At 64.0% G+C, this 13,783-nt stretch carries 14 protein-coding genes; 2 read left to right on the top strand and 12 right to left on the bottom strand.

The window, feature by feature from the left end; translation table 11 throughout:
* Positions 1-46 precede the first annotated feature (46 nt).
* The 12 genes from P3T42_RS03095 to P3T42_RS03040 all read right to left on the bottom strand — a co-directional run bounded on the left by P3T42_RS03095 (position 47) and on the right by P3T42_RS03040 (position 10,927).
* On the bottom strand, positions 47-1,915 hold the full coding sequence (locus P3T42_RS03095; protein ID WP_429305145.1) for a PhoH family protein: 1,869 nt from the start codon (positions 1,913-1,915) through the stop codon (positions 47-49).
* A gap of 104 nt (positions 1,916-2,019) precedes the next feature.
* Entirely contained in the window at positions 2,020-2,151 is a 132-nt protein-coding gene (locus P3T42_RS03090; RefSeq protein WP_429305144.1) for a hypothetical protein, read from the bottom strand.
* A 102-nt stretch (positions 2,152-2,253) separates the two neighbouring features.
* A complete protein-coding gene (locus P3T42_RS03085) occupies positions 2,254-2,715 on the bottom strand; it encodes a peroxiredoxin (RefSeq protein WP_074298458.1) in 462 nt (153 codons plus the stop codon).
* Positions 2,716-2,760: 45 nt separating this feature from the next.
* On the bottom strand, positions 2,761-3,657 hold the full coding sequence (locus tag P3T42_RS03080) for a polysaccharide deacetylase family protein (RefSeq protein ID WP_429305143.1): 897 nt from the start codon (positions 3,655-3,657) through the stop codon (positions 2,761-2,763).
* 14 nt (positions 3,658-3,671) lie between these two features.
* Positions 3,672-4,718 carry a bifunctional UDP-4-keto-pentose/UDP-xylose synthase gene (locus P3T42_RS03075; protein ID WP_074298462.1) on the bottom strand — a complete coding sequence of 349 codons (1,047 nt, stop codon included), beginning with the start codon at positions 4,716-4,718 and terminating at the stop codon, positions 3,672-3,674.
* A complete protein-coding gene (locus P3T42_RS03070) occupies positions 4,715-5,650 on the bottom strand; it encodes a formyltransferase (protein ID WP_074298464.1) in 936 nt (311 codons plus the stop codon). Before P3T42_RS03070 ends, P3T42_RS03075 begins: the two co-directional genes overlap by 4 nt.
* Positions 5,647-6,699 carry a glycosyltransferase gene (locus tag P3T42_RS03065; RefSeq protein ID WP_074298465.1) on the bottom strand — a complete coding sequence of 351 codons (1,053 nt, stop codon included), beginning with the start codon at positions 6,697-6,699 and terminating at the stop codon, positions 5,647-5,649. The genes P3T42_RS03070 and P3T42_RS03065 overlap by 4 nt, the downstream gene beginning before the upstream one ends.
* 6 nt (positions 6,700-6,705) lie before the next feature.
* Complete coding sequence (locus P3T42_RS03060) at positions 6,706-7,857, bottom strand: DegT/DnrJ/EryC1/StrS family aminotransferase (RefSeq protein ID WP_429305142.1); 1,152 nt, start codon at positions 7,855-7,857, stop codon at positions 6,706-6,708.
* A gap of 190 nt (positions 7,858-8,047) precedes the next feature.
* A complete protein-coding gene (locus tag P3T42_RS03055) occupies positions 8,048-8,419 on the bottom strand; it encodes an SMR family transporter (protein ID WP_074298469.1) in 372 nt (123 codons plus the stop codon).
* A 25-nt stretch (positions 8,420-8,444) separates the two neighbouring features.
* The gene (locus tag P3T42_RS03050; RefSeq protein WP_429305141.1) at positions 8,445-10,127 is read right to left on the bottom strand and encodes a glycosyltransferase family 39 protein; all 1,683 of its coding nucleotides are present in this window, start codon (positions 10,125-10,127) and stop codon (positions 8,445-8,447) included.
* Positions 10,128-10,337: 210 nt separating this feature from the next.
* A complete protein-coding gene (locus P3T42_RS03045; protein ID WP_074298474.1) occupies positions 10,338-10,712 on the bottom strand; it encodes an Mth938-like domain-containing protein in 375 nt (124 codons plus the stop codon).
* Positions 10,709-10,927, bottom strand: coding sequence for a hypothetical protein (locus tag P3T42_RS03040; RefSeq protein WP_143788408.1), 219 nt, complete (start codon positions 10,925-10,927; stop codon positions 10,709-10,711). Before P3T42_RS03040 ends, P3T42_RS03045 begins: the two co-directional genes overlap by 4 nt.
* A gap of 193 nt (positions 10,928-11,120) precedes the next feature.
* Between P3T42_RS03040 and P3T42_RS03035 the strand changes: the two genes are divergently transcribed.
* The gene (locus P3T42_RS03035; RefSeq protein WP_429305140.1) at positions 11,121-12,368 is read left to right on the top strand and encodes a pyridoxal phosphate-dependent aminotransferase; all 1,248 of its coding nucleotides are present in this window, start codon (positions 11,121-11,123) and stop codon (positions 12,366-12,368) included.
* A gap of 74 nt (positions 12,369-12,442) precedes the next feature.
* A complete protein-coding gene (locus P3T42_RS03030) occupies positions 12,443-13,774 on the top strand; it encodes a homoserine dehydrogenase (protein ID WP_429305139.1) in 1,332 nt (443 codons plus the stop codon).
* Positions 13,775-13,783 lie beyond the last annotated feature (9 nt).

Here is a 13,783-nt window from a genome sequence, read left to right as displayed (position 1 = left end):
CGGCTTTTGTATCGCTCAGCCGGAAATGCGACGCTGCTAACGCGGTCTACAGAATATCGGACGCGTAATCCGCCAGACGCGAGCGCTCGCCGCGCGCCAGCGTCACATGCCCGCTGTGCGCCCAGCCCTTGAAGCGGTCCACCACGTAGGTCAGACCCGAGCTGCCTTCCGTCAGATACGGCGTATCGATCTGTGCGATGTTGCCGAGACAGATGATCTTCGTGCCCGGACCGGCGCGCGTGACCAGCGTCTTCATCTGCTTCGGCGTCAGGTTTTGCGCCTCGTCGATGATCAGATACTTGTCGACGAAGGTCCGGCCGCGCATGAAGTTCATGCTCTTGATCTTCAGGCGCGAGCGGATCAGCTCCTGGGTCGCAGCACGGCCCCATTCGCCGGCGGCGTCGTCGGTCTTCTGCAGCACTTCGAGGTTGTCGTCGAATGCACCCATCCACGGCTGCATCTTTTCCTCTTCCGTACCCGGCAGAAAGCCGATGTCTTCGCCGACCGGCACGGTGGCCCGCGTCACGATGATCTCGTTGTAACGCTTGTCGTCGAGCACCTGCGCGAGACCCGCCGCCAGCGCGACGAGCGTCTTGCCGGTGCCGGCCTGACCGAGTAGCGTGACGAAGTCGATCTCCGGATTCATCAGCAGGTTGAGCGCAAAGTTCTGCTCGCGATTGCGCGCCGTGATGCCCCACACGTTGTTCTTGTGGTGGCCGTAGTCGCGCAAGGTCTGCAGGAGCGCGGTCTTGCCGTTCAGCTCACGCACCAGCGCGTGGAATGCCGGCTCGCCGTTCTGCGGTTCCAGATAGACGAACTCGTTGACCAGCATCGAGGCGCACAGCGGACCGGTCACGCGGTAATACGTGGTGCCCGTTTTGGTGTCCTGCCAGCTCTCCATGCCCTTGGCGTGCTTGGTCCAGAAATCCTGCGGCAGCGCGCGGATACCGGAATAGAGCAGATCCTTGTCTTCGAGAACCTGGTCGTTGAAGTAGTCTTCAGCGGGCAGACCCAGCGCGTGCGCCTTGATCCGCATGTTGATGTCTTTCGACACCAGCACGACCTGGCGATCGTTGCGGTCGCGTTGCAGCGCGCGCACCACACCGAGGATCTGGTTGTCCGCCTTGCCTTGCGGCAGGCCTTCGACCGGTTCGATGGAGGTCAGCTCGGTCTGGAAATACAGGCGTCCGGCGGCTTCGCGGCTGCCGAGGCGCGACAGCGAAATGCCTTCCGACATATCGCCGCCGTTGGCGACCAGCGCGTCCAGCGTGCGGCTGACCTGACGCGCGTTGCGCGCGACTTCCGACATGCCTTTCTTGTGGTTGTCGAGTTCTTCCAACGTCATCATCGGCAGATAGACGTCGTGTTCCTCGAAACGGAACAGGCAGGTCGGATCGTGCATCAGCACGTTCGTGTCGAGCACGAACAGCTTGCGGGTTTCGACCTGTTCGGCCGTATTGCCGCGCTTTCTCGTGGTGCCGCGCGTGGTGGCGACCGGAGCAGCGGTCGCGCTGGGTGCCGGCTGCTTGCCGGCCCGCGCGACGACGGGTTCCGCCGTGGCGGGCTGTGCAGGCTCGACGCGTGCGCTTTCCTGGCGCGCCGCGGGAGCCGGCACCGGTTGCAGCAATGCAGCGGTCTGTTTGGACTTGCGGCTGCGAGCCGGAGCGGCCGGCTCGGTGCTGGCGGAAGGAGTGGACGAAGCAGACGAAGAAGCAGGAACCGGCCGCAACGTGGAGGCTGCATTGGCAGCGCGCGCCATGGGCGTGGCGACGCTGACGGGGCCGAAATCGGCCGACTCTGCTTGCTCCCCTTCGGTCGCCTGTTTTTTGGCGGACCGGGCCGGCGTGGCTTTAGCCTTGTATTCGTCAGCCGGTAAGAGATTGCCGAGCTTGCTGGGTGCGGTAGGCAAAGGCATGGTTTCCCTCGAAAAAATCGGGTCACATATCGTGCGCCGCCTGTCGCATTCTGCCGGTGTGCCGGATGGCCCACGCAGTTTGCGCCCGGAGGCGCGCTTTCGGTCTAGAGATGCCGGTTCGCCTGGTTTTCGATCGGCTCCTTGACGAGAGCGCGTGGCCGAACAAATGAACGGCTTCGCGCAATTAAAAAAGCCGCCGCCCCGGCAAACGGGGCAAGCGGCTCGACTTCGGTCATCGCGTTGCGCCTCTCTGCCTCAACCACAGAGGCATGATGTACGGCGCAGCCGCGGAAAGAATGGGGTGGACAGGCACTCATTGCAGCCCAATATAACGCGCCTCACAGCGCTTGTACAGCCTCCAGAATTTCATCGACATGACCTGGTACTTTCACGCCACGCCACTCCTGGCGCAGGACGCCCTCGCTGTCGATGACAAACGTGGAGCGTTCGATTCCCCGTACTTCTTTGCCATACATTTTCTTCATTTTGATGACGCTGAAGAGCGCGCAGAGCGTTTCTTCCGGATCCGAGATCAAGGGGAAGGGCAGTTCGAGCTTGGCCTTGAAGTTCTCGTGCGAGCGCAGGCTATCGCGCGACACGCCGAGAATTTCGGCGCCGGCCTTTTTGAACTTCGGATACAGGTCGCGGAACTGCAGACCTTCGGTCGTGCAGCCCGGCGTGTTGTCCTTCGGATAGAAATACAGCACCACCTTCTTGCCCCGAAGACTGGACAGCGTGATCTCGCCACCGGTTGCGGGGGCGGTAAAGTCGGGGACGGGTTGGTCGACTGCGATGGGCACGAGGTTCTCCGGTTGTTATGGTCAGGCTGATTTACCGCGACCGGCTCACGAGGGCTGGACGATCAGCTCGCCGGAGCGGCCTGTAATCTCACCCCAGGTGACAGGGTACGATGGCAGCGTGCTGCGGTCCAGCGCGGCGTGATAGTCGCCCATGGTCGCAAACGTGTGGCCTTGAGCCCGCCAGCCTTCCAGCAGTTGTTCGAAGATGGGCGCGAGCTTTTGCCCTTCGAGTTCGGCGTGCAGCGTGAACACCTGGTCGTGCGGATTGTTCTCGGTGCGCTTCAACATCCACGCCGCGACGTTGTCCAGTTCGACGCCGTCGACACCCAGCACTTCGTCGAGCGTGGGCAGCGTGGTGGGCATCTGCACATGCGCGAGCGTCTTGCCGTCCACCACCGGGAAATACGGCGAATGGCCGCGCCCATCGGACGCATACTGCATGCCCCAGGCGTCGATCTGCTCGAACGCATGACCGTTCATCTGCCAGCCGGCTGCGCCGTGCGTGGCGGGCGGCGTGCCGAAGATCTCGACGAAACGCTCATGGCTCTTCTGCATCTGCGCGACGGTCCAGTCGCGCTCCCGCGTGCGCACGTTGTCCTGCCAGTAGACGTGGTCCCACGTGTGGATGCCGCATTCGAAGCCGGCTTCGTGGATCGCGCGCATCTCCGACGAGGCCCGCGCGCCGATATCCGGCCCCGGCAGCAGTACGCCGTACATCAGTTGCTTGATGCCGTAATGCTCGACCACCGAGGTACGCGACACCTTCTGCAGAAAGCCCGGCCGCAACACGCGGCGCATCGCCCAACCGGTGTGATCGGGCCCGAGGCTGAACAGGAAGGTGGCGCGCGCCTTGAAACGGTCGAAGATGCGGGCGAGATTCGGCACGCCTTCGCGGGTGCCGCGCAGCGTGTCGACGTCGATCTTCAGGACGATACGAGGCAAGGATCAGTCCTTGATTATTGCTGTTCGACAAGCGCGCGCGCTTCGCCGACATGGCCGCGATACGCTTCGAAAATCTTGCGCAGCGCTTCGTCGAAGGTCGACTTCGGCGCCCAGCCGAGTTCCTGCATCGTGTTGTCGATCTTCGGCACGCGGTTCTGCACGTCCTGATAGCCCGCGCCGTAGTACGCGCCCGACGAGGTTTCAACCAGTTGCACCTGCTTGGCGGTTTCCGCGTATTCCGGGAATTCCGCGGCGAGCGCCAGCATCTTGTGCGCGAGTTCGCGCACCGAGAAGTTGTTGGTCGGGTTGCCGATGTTATAGATCTTGCCGGTGGCGACACCGTCCTTGTTCTCGATGATCTTCATGAGGGCGCCGATGCCGTCGTCGATATCCGTGAAGGCGCGCTTCTGCGCGCCGCCGTCGACGAGGCTGATGTTCTCGCCGCGCACGATATGGCCGAGGAACTGCGTGACCACGCGCGAGCTGCCTTCCTTCGGCGTGTAGATCGAGTCGAGGCCCGGGCCGATCCAGTTGAACGGTCGGAACAGCGTGAAGTTGAGGCCTTCCATGCCGTAACCCCAGATCACGCGGTCCATCAACTGCTTCGAGCATGCGTAGATCCAGCGCGGCTTGTTGATCGGGCCGTACGACAGTTGCGACTCTTCCGGGTCGAACTGCTCGTCCGTGCACATGCCGTAGACCTCGGAGGTGGACGGAAACACGAGGTGCTTGCCGTACTTCACCGCCGAACGCACGATGGGCAGGTTCGCCTCGAAGTCCAGTTCGAACACGCGCAGCGGCTGCTTGACGTAGGTGGCCGGCGTGGCGATCGCGACGAGCGGCAGGATCACGTCGCACTTCTTGACGTGATACTCGACCCACTCCTTGTTGATCGTGATGTCGCCTTCGAAGAAATGCATCCGCTCGTGATTGATGAGGTCGCCAAGGCGCTCGGTCTGCATGTCCATGCCGAACACTTCCCAATCGGTCGTTTCGAGAATGCGTTTGGACAGGTGATGGCCGATGAAGCCGTTGACACCCAGAATCAGGACTTTTTTCATGAATGACGGGAAGATTGAATGAGCTGGGTGAATTCGGCTGGGGAGACGACGGACTCGCTGCCCTCGTGCTGGCGCCGCAATTCGTGGATGGCGATGGCGCGGCCATCGCCGCACACCGCAAAAACGGCATTATCGCTTACGTGGAGGCCCAGGGGCAAATCCGAGCGGAGCGCGCCGGGACGCGCAAGGCGCGCCCGCGCGACGATAAGGCGCTGGCCGTCGAGCTCCGTGAAGGCGCCCGGGTAGGGCGGCGCCACCGCGCGAATCAGGTTGTACACGTCCTGGGCCGGCTGGCTCCAGTCGATCCGGCCGTCTTCGGGCTTGCGCCCGCCGAAGTAGCTGCCGTGCGCCAGATCGTTGGGCAGATGCGGCGCTTCGCCGGCCAGCAGCGCCGGCAGCACGCGCCACAGGGTTTGCTCGGCGGCCACGGTGACCTTGTCGAACACCTGCGCGGCGGTGTCGTCCGGGAGGATTGGCACGGGCGTCTGGGCGATGATCGCGCCCGCGTCGGGCTTGGCGGCCATTTCGTGCAGGGTCGCGCCGGTTTCGGTTTCGCCCTTCAACACCGCCCAGTTGGTCGGCACCCGGCCGCGATACTTCGGCAGGAGCGAGCCGTGCATGTTGTAGGCGCCGCGCGCGGCGAGCGCGAGCAGGTCGACCGGCAACATGTGACGGTAGTAGAACGAGAAAATGAAATCCGGGCGCGCGGCGCTGACCGCGGCGCGCAGCTCGGCGCTCTTCGGATCGGCCGGCGTCACCGTGGGAATGCCGTAGCTCGCGGCGACCGAGGCCACGCTGCCGAACCAGATGTTTTCGGTCGGGCTGTCCTCGTGGGTGACGACCAGCGCCACGTCCACGCCGCGCGCGAGCAGCACCTGCAGGCAGCGCACGCCGACGTTGTGATACGCGAATACGACCGCGCGTGGTTTCATGGATTCGGTCCCTGATCGATGAGCGGCGCGGGCTGGACCGCCTGCACCACGGCCTGGCGCGGCGTCTCGGTGACGGTGGCGCCGTTGCGCTGCTCGAGGATCGTCTGCACCAGATAACGGGGACGGGCACGCACCTGCTGGTAGATCCGCCCAATGTACTCGCCGAGCAGCCCGAGCGCGAAAATGATCACGCCGAGCAGGAAGAACGTGATGGCGAACAGCGTGAACACACCTTGCACTTCCGCGCCGATGATGAAGCGGCGAATCAGCAGCAGCACGAACAGCGCCGCCGAGCCGAGCGACAGGATCACGCCGATGAACGACAGCCATTGCAGCGGCACGACCGAGAAGCCGGTCACGAGGTCGAAGTTCAGACGAATCAGCGAGTACAGCGAATACTTCGATTCGCCGGCAAAGCGTTCTTCGTGCGCCACCTCGATTTCCACCGGATTCTGCGCGAAGGTATAGGCCAGCGCCGGAATGAAGGTATTGATTTCGCCGCAGCGGTTGATCGTGTCGATGATGTGACGGCTGTACGCGCGCAGCATGCAGCCCTGGTCGGTCATCTTGATGCGCGTGATGCGCTCGCGCAGGCGGTTCATGGCGCGCGAGGCCTTGCGGCGCCACAGGCTGTCCTGACGCTGCAGGCGGATCGTGCCCACGTAGTCGTAGCCTTCGCGCATCTTGTTGACCAGCTTGCCGATTTCTTCCGGCGGATTCTGCAGGTCGGCGTCGAGCGTGATGACGATCTCGCCGCGCGACTGCTCGAAGCCGGCAAGAATCGCCATATGCTGGCCGTAGTTGCCGTTGAGCAGGATCACGCGCGACGTATCCGGCCGTTTGCGGAACTGCTCGGCCAGCAGCGCGGCGGACTTGTCGCGGCTGCCGTCGTTGATGAAGATCACTTCGTAGGCGGTGCCGAGCGCATCGAGCGCCGGATACAGGCGCGCGAACAGCGCGGCCAGTCCGGCCTCCTCGTTGTACACCGGGATGATGACCGAAACTTCCGGCGTATCAGACATCGGGGAGCGATGTTCCGTTTGACTCATTTCCGCTTATTTTCCGTATTGTTCGCAAATTTCATTGACCGCCTGGCACACGCGCGCCACGTCGCCTTCGTTCATCAGCGTGAAGAGCGGCAGCGTGACCGTGGTGCGCCCATAGTGCTCCGCATGCGGGAACATGCCTTCCTTGAAGCCGCGCGCACGGTACAGCGAGAACAGGTGGATCGCCGGGTAGTGCACGCCCGAGCCGATGCCGCGTTCCTTCAGTTCGCCCATGAAAGCCGCGCGGTCGATCGACAGTCTGTCGAGCGGCAGCGTGATCAGGAACATGTGCCAGTTGCTGTTTTCGAAGTCAGCAAGCGGCAGGCCCATGCCCAGTCTGACCGCGGCGCCGCCTTCGAAACCCGCGAAGTAGGCCCGTACGAGCTTCTTGCGCTGGGCGAGGAAACGCTCCAGATGCGGCATCTGTCCGAGGCCCACGCGCGCGGCCACATCCGTGAGATTGTATTTGCCGCCGAGCACGTCGCAGTCCATGCCGTCGAAGCCCGTGCGGGTAATGCCCTGCAGCCGGTACTTCTGGGCAAGGATGGCTTCTTCCTCGTTGTTCAGCACCAGCGCGCCGCCTTCGATCGACGTCAGGTTCTTGTTGGCGTGGAAGCTGAACGAGACGATGTCGCCGAGCTTGCCGATGCGTTCGCCTTTCCAGGTGGAGCCGAATGCCTGCGCGGCGTCCTCGATCACGCGCAGCTTGTGGGCGCGGGCGATTTCGTAGAGGCGATCCATGTCCACCGGCAGGCCCGACAGGAACACCGGAATGATCGCCTTGGTGCGCGGCGTGATGGCCTTCTCGAGCAGATCCAGATCGATGTTGCGGGTCTTCGGATCGATGTCGACGAACACCGGCGTCGCGCCAACCTCGTAAATCACGTTGCTGGTGGAGACCCACGAAGCGGGCGTGGTGATGACTTCGTCGCCCACGCCGACCCCGGCGATGCGCAGGCCGACTTCGAGTGTCGCCGTGCCGGAGTTGAAGGTCCGCACAGGACGGCCGCCGCAGAATTCCGACAGCGCGGCTTCGAACTTCTGGTTCTGCGGGCCGGTGGTGATCCAGCCGGAGCGGAGCACTTCGGCCACGCCCTGGATGGTCTCTTCATCGATTTCCGGACGGACAAACGGCAAAAACGGGACTGATGACTGGCTCATGAATGCTTCGCTCGAAAGAAATAAGGGCGGCAACCAACAAGGACGGTGACCTGCAAGGATACTTCGGCAACCCGGGGCGCACTCAACGAGTATGACGGCGCCTCTGCCAGGGTGTTACCACCCCTTACCGGCCGGCTTGCTGCGCCGGCACGCAACCGTAACAGACAGCTTGCGGCAACCGGTGCGGCGCCTAGCTGCGCGCCAGCACGACGACGCCAATCAGGATGATGCCGATTCCGATCAGCCGCTGGACGGACAGCACCTCGCCGAACAGATACCAGGCCGCGATCGCGTTGACGACATACCCGAGCGACAGCATCGGATAGGCGATCGACACATCGACCCGCGACAGCCCGACCACCCACACCGCGACGCTGATGACATAGCAACCCAGCCCGCCGATGATCGGCAATTGCGTCGCCAGCTTGAAGCCGATGGGCAGGATGTTCGCACGGGTGAATTCGAAGTGTCCAACGGCATTCGTGCCGGCCTTCAGCAACAACTGCGCGCAGGCGTTCAGCGCGACGCCGGCAAGGATACAAAAGAGCGAAATCGGATTCATCAAGGGTTCAGGTCCTGATATGGGGTCATTGCTGCGGTTTTTCTACAATCACGCGCCGCGAGTCGCGGGCGACGACTTCCATCGGCACATGTTGCGCCAGCAGCTTCTGGTACCGGTCCGGCGGCAGCAGGGCGAGGGCGTAGCGGTCCGCGTCCCAGCGCTGGACCCACTCGTCGACCGTCGGCACCCACTTCTGCGGTTCGACGGACACGCCGAAGGCCAGTTCGTCCGGATGTTCGACCATGATCATGGTGTGATCGACGTAGAACGGCAACGTGTGATCGAGCACGCCGACCGAGTAGAACGGCGTGTCCGGTGGCAGTTTGGCGATGGCGGCCTTGATGGCGGGGGCAAGCGGCGCGCCGGAGCTCAGGCGGCCGAACACGTCGTGCCCGGTGCCGGCGATGGTGCCGAGCAGCAGCCAGGCGGCGCCGAAGGTCGCCACAGCGCCGACGATGCCGCCGCGGCCGCGGCGGTTCAGCCACAGTGCGGCGAGCGTCAGGGCAAAGGCTACGCCGAGGGCGGCCAGCACCCAGACGCGATAGGCGACGTACAACTCGGTGGGATTGCGGTCGTCGCCGAGACGGCTCATGAACAGCGCGCCGACCGCCGCCACCACCAGAAACGCGGCGTAGCCGGCCAGATGGCGGCGCAGCGTGGCGGGCGTGACGAGCGGCAGGTACAGGCCGATCAGCAGCGCCAGCGCCGGAGCGATGGGCAGCGTGTACGACAGCAGTTTCGAATGCGACGCGCTGAAGAACAGGAAGATGAACCCGGACCACACCAGCATCATCGTGACCGGCGAGAAGCCGTTCGGCTGGCGCGGCAGGCGCAGCGCGTGGCGGATGCTCTGCACGCTCACCGACAGCCACGGCAGGAAGCCCACCAGGATCACCGGCACGAAGTAGTAGAACGCGCCGGGGCGGTTCTGTTCGGGCGTCAGATAGCGCTTGAACTGCTGGACGATGAAGAAGAAGTTCAGGAATTCCGGATTGCGCTGCTGCACCAGCACGAACCACGGCGTGGCGATCGCGAAGAACAGGATCACGCCGCCGATCAGGTGCAGCCGCTTCCAGACCGCCCAGTCGCGGGCGATCAGCGTGTACAGCACCAGCACCGCGCCCGGCAGGATCACGCCGATCAGGCCTTTCGACAGCACCGCCAGCGCCATCGACGCCCAGCATAGCCACATCCACAGCCGCACCTGGCCGCCCGGCAGGTTGGGACGCTGCGCCAGCAGCAGGGCGCACAGGGTCAGCTCCATCCAGAACGACAGGCCCATGTCCAGCGTGTTGAAGTGGCCCATCAGGTTCCAGTACGGCGAGGTCGCCAGCACGATCGCGGCGAACACGCCGGTGGCCGCGTTGAACACCCGCGCGCCGGTGTAGCCGATCAGCAGGACGCCCGCGAAGCCGGTCAGGGCCGTGTAAAGCCGGGCCTGCCATTCGCCGATGCCGAACCACGCGAAGGTCAGCGCGTTCATCCAGGTTTGCAGCGGCGGCTTCTCGAAGTACTTGTAGCCGTTGTAGCGCGGCGTGATCCAGTCGCCGGTCAGGAACATCTCGCGGGCCATTTCGGCGTAGCGGCCCTCGTCGCTCGGCAGCAGATGACGCCAGCCGAGCGGCACGAACCAGATGACGGCGAGAGCGAGCACCAGAAGCAGGAGGGTGCTGCGGTTGAGCGGTAGCCGGGAAGGCATATCGTTCATGGGTGGTTAGCCTGTTCTTTTGCGACGCCGCACAGGCGGCGTTTCGGTGTTGTTAGGGGCGGACGGCCGCTTTCGGACGGCCGGTTGCGCAACGTCGCTTGCGGAGGGCGAGTCCCGCGCGCCGCCGGGATGCGCAGGGTCGGCCGGCGGTTGACGCGCAGCTTACGATACCGGCAAGGCACGGGACCACGGCCGGCGTCACCGTGCCGGTTATGCTTCGATCAGCAAGGCGGCCGCGACCTTGCGGCCCTCGGCCATCAGAATGTTGTAAGTGCGGCAGGCGGCCTTGAAGTCCATGGTCTCGACGCCGATCCGGTGCGCGGCGAGCGCGGCGGTCAGGCGCGGATGCGGGAAGCGCAACCGGTCGCCGCTGCCGAACACCACCACTTCGGGCGCCGGTTCGATCAGCATCGCGAAATGCTCGGGGGTCAGCGCTTCGAAAGAAGCCACCGGCCAGGCGATGACGGGCGTCTCGGGCATCACGAGGATGCTGCCGGCATGGCGCTGGAGGTTGATTTCGACATAGCCGGCGCCGTAGCCGGTCACGGTGTTCAGGGCGCCGCTGGAATCCTGGTGTAATTTCAAATTCGTTTTCCGAAGTCGTTCTTTCCGGACTGCATGCACTTGGTGCATTGCGGAAGTCGGCCAAAATCCGCTAAATTATAACTTTTTAGCCGCCCGACGGCGCCCCTTGCTTCGCGTGCCGTCATAAGCCGCACCCGAAGCCGCTGCCGGACACCGGTCAAGGTGCCGGATCCGGCATGGCCGAACAGCTTGCCGGGCAGCTTGTCAGGCACCATACCAGGCGCTCGCTTAAGATTTCCTGAGGGTCCCCTGACCGGTTCCCTGAAGCACCCCGAGCACCCCGGCGCAATCCGCCGCCAGCCCGAATCAGACCCGTCCGCGGGAGTGCGCCTGAAATGGCCGCTTCGTGTCCAGACGCCTCCATGCCCCGTGTGTTGCGGGTCGGCCCCATTATTTACCCAGGATGAAGTGCCCGCCGTGAAACCGATTCTCAAATCCAACAAGCTGTTGAACGTCTGCTACGACATCCGCGGGCCCGTCCTCGAACATGCGAAGCGGCTCGAAGAAGAGGGCCACCGCATCATCAAGCTGAACATCGGCAATCTCGCGCCGTTCGGCTTCGACGCCCCGGACGAGATCATCCAGGACATGATCCTGAATCTGCCGGGCTCGTCGGGCTATTCCGACTCCAAGGGTGTGTTCGCCGCACGTAAGGCGATCATGCATTACACCCAGCAAAAGGGTGTGCACGGTGTCGAGCTGGACGATATCTACATCGGCAACGGCGCGTCGGAGCTGATCGTGATGGCCATGCAGGGCCTGCTCAACGACGGCGACGAGGTGCTGCTGCCGGCGCCGGACTACCCGCTGTGGACGGCGGGCGTGAGCCTGTCGGGCGGCACGCCCGTGCACTACCTCTGCGACGAAGCGAACGGCTGGATGCCCGATCTGGACGATATCCGCGCCAGGATCACGCCGAACACGCGGGCGCTGGTGGTGATCAACCCGAACAACCCCACCGGTGCGCTGTACTCGGACGAGCTGCTGCTCGGCCTGATCGAGATTGCGCGCCAGCACGGCCTCGTGATCTTCGCCGACGAGGTCTACGACAAGATCGTCTACGACGGCAAGCAGCATACGTCGATGGCGGCGCTCTCCGAAGACGTGCTGACGGTGACCTTCAACAGCCTGTCGAAGAGCTACCGTTCGTGCGGCTACCGCGCCGGCTGGATGTTCATCTCGGGCCTGACCGGCGAGAACCGCCGCCGCGCCAGGGATTATTTCGAAGGGCTCGGCATTCTCGCGTCAATGCGCCTGTGCCCGAACGTGCCCGGTCAGTATGCGATCCAGACCGCGCTGGGCGGCTACCAGAGCATCAACGACCTGATCGTGCCGAGCGGCCGCCTGTACAAACAGCGCCAACTCGCGTATGACATGCTGACGGCGATTCCCGGCGTGACCTGCGTCAAGCCGGAAGCGGCGCTGTACATGTTCCCGCGCCTCGATCCGAAGATGTACCCGATCGAAGACGACCAGCAGTTCATCCTGGAGCTGCTGCTGGCCGAACGGGTGCTGCTCGTGCAAGGCACTGGCTTTAACTGGAAGACGCCGGATCACTTCCGTGTCGTGTTCCTGCCGAATGTCGACGACCTGGCCGATTCGATCAACCGGATCGCCCGCTTCCTCGACGGCTACCGAAAACGTCATTCGGTCTGACGCGCCGGGCACCTCGCCCGCGCACAGACCCCGACACCCGTTTCCCTTAATCCTTACTCGAAAACACACGCTGCATGGAACCGATCAAAGTTGGACTGCTGGGCTTCGGCACGGTGGGCAGCGGCACCTTCACGGTACTGCGCCGCAACCAGGAAGAAATCAAACGGCGCGCGGGGCGCGGCATCGAGATTGCGCGCATTGCCGTGCGCAATCCGGCCAAGGCCACGGCCGCGCTCGGCAGCGCAGCCGGCACGGTGGAGGTCACCGATAGCTTCGACGCCGTGGTCGACGATCCGTCCATCGACATTGTCGCGGAAATGATCGGCGGCACGGGCATTGCGCGCGAGCTGGTGCTGCGCGCCATCGCCAACCGCAAGCACGTCGTGACGGCCAACAAGGCCTTGCTGGCGGTGCACGGCACCGAGATCTTCGAAGCGGCGCGCGCCAATGGCGTGATGGTGTCGTTCGAAGCGGCGGTGGCGGGCGGCATTCCGATCATCAAGGCGCTGCGCGAAGGCCTGACGGCGAACCGGATCCAGTACATCGCCGGCATCATCAACGGCACGACGAACTACATCCTGTCGGAAATGCGCGACCGCGGTCTCGATTTCGCGACCGCGCTGAAGGCCGCGCAGGAACTCGGTTACGCCGAAGCCGACCCGACCTTCGACATCGAAGGCGTGGACGCCGCGCACAAGGCGACCATCATGAGCGCGATCGCGTTCGGCGTGCCGGTGCAGTTCGACAAGGCGTACGTCGAAGGCATCAGCAAGCTGGCGGCGATCGACATCAAATATGCCGAAGAACTCGGCTACCGGATCAAGCTGCTGGGCATTGCGCGACGCACCGACAAGGGCATCGAACTGCGCGTGCATCCGACGCTGATTCCCGAGAAGCGCCTGCTGGCGAATGTGGAAGGCGCGATGAACGCGGTGGTGGTGCATGGCGATGCCGTCGGCACCACGCTGTACTACGGCAAGGGCGCGGGCGCCGAGCCGACGGCTTCGGCCGTGGTGGCCGATCTGGTGGACGTGACGCGCCTGCATACCGCCGACCCGGAGCATCGCGTGCCGCATCTGGCGTTCCAGCCGGACAGCCTGTCGAACACGCCGATCCTGCCGATCGAGGAAGTGACGAGCGGCTACTACCTGCGCCTGCGGGTGGCGGACGTGACCGGCGTGCTCGCCGATATCACACGCATTCTCGCGGATACGGGCATCTCGATCGACGCGCTGCTGCAGAAGGAATCGGAGCAGGTCGACGCGAACGGCAAGGGCGAAACCGACATCATCCTGATCACGCACGAAACCGTGGAAAAGCACGTCAACGCGGCGATCAGGAACATCGAGGCACTGACGACCGTGGTGTCGCAGGTGACCAAGCTGCGCATGGAAGCGCTGAACTAGGCCAGAGAC

This window comes from Paraburkholderia sp. GAS38 (assembly GCF_050434965.1).
GTDB lineage: Bacteria > Pseudomonadota > Gammaproteobacteria > Burkholderiales > Burkholderiaceae > Paraburkholderia > Paraburkholderia phenazinium_A.
The sequence above is the reverse complement of the archived record's forward strand: the minus strand, read 5'-3'. Positions and strand labels throughout refer to the sequence as shown.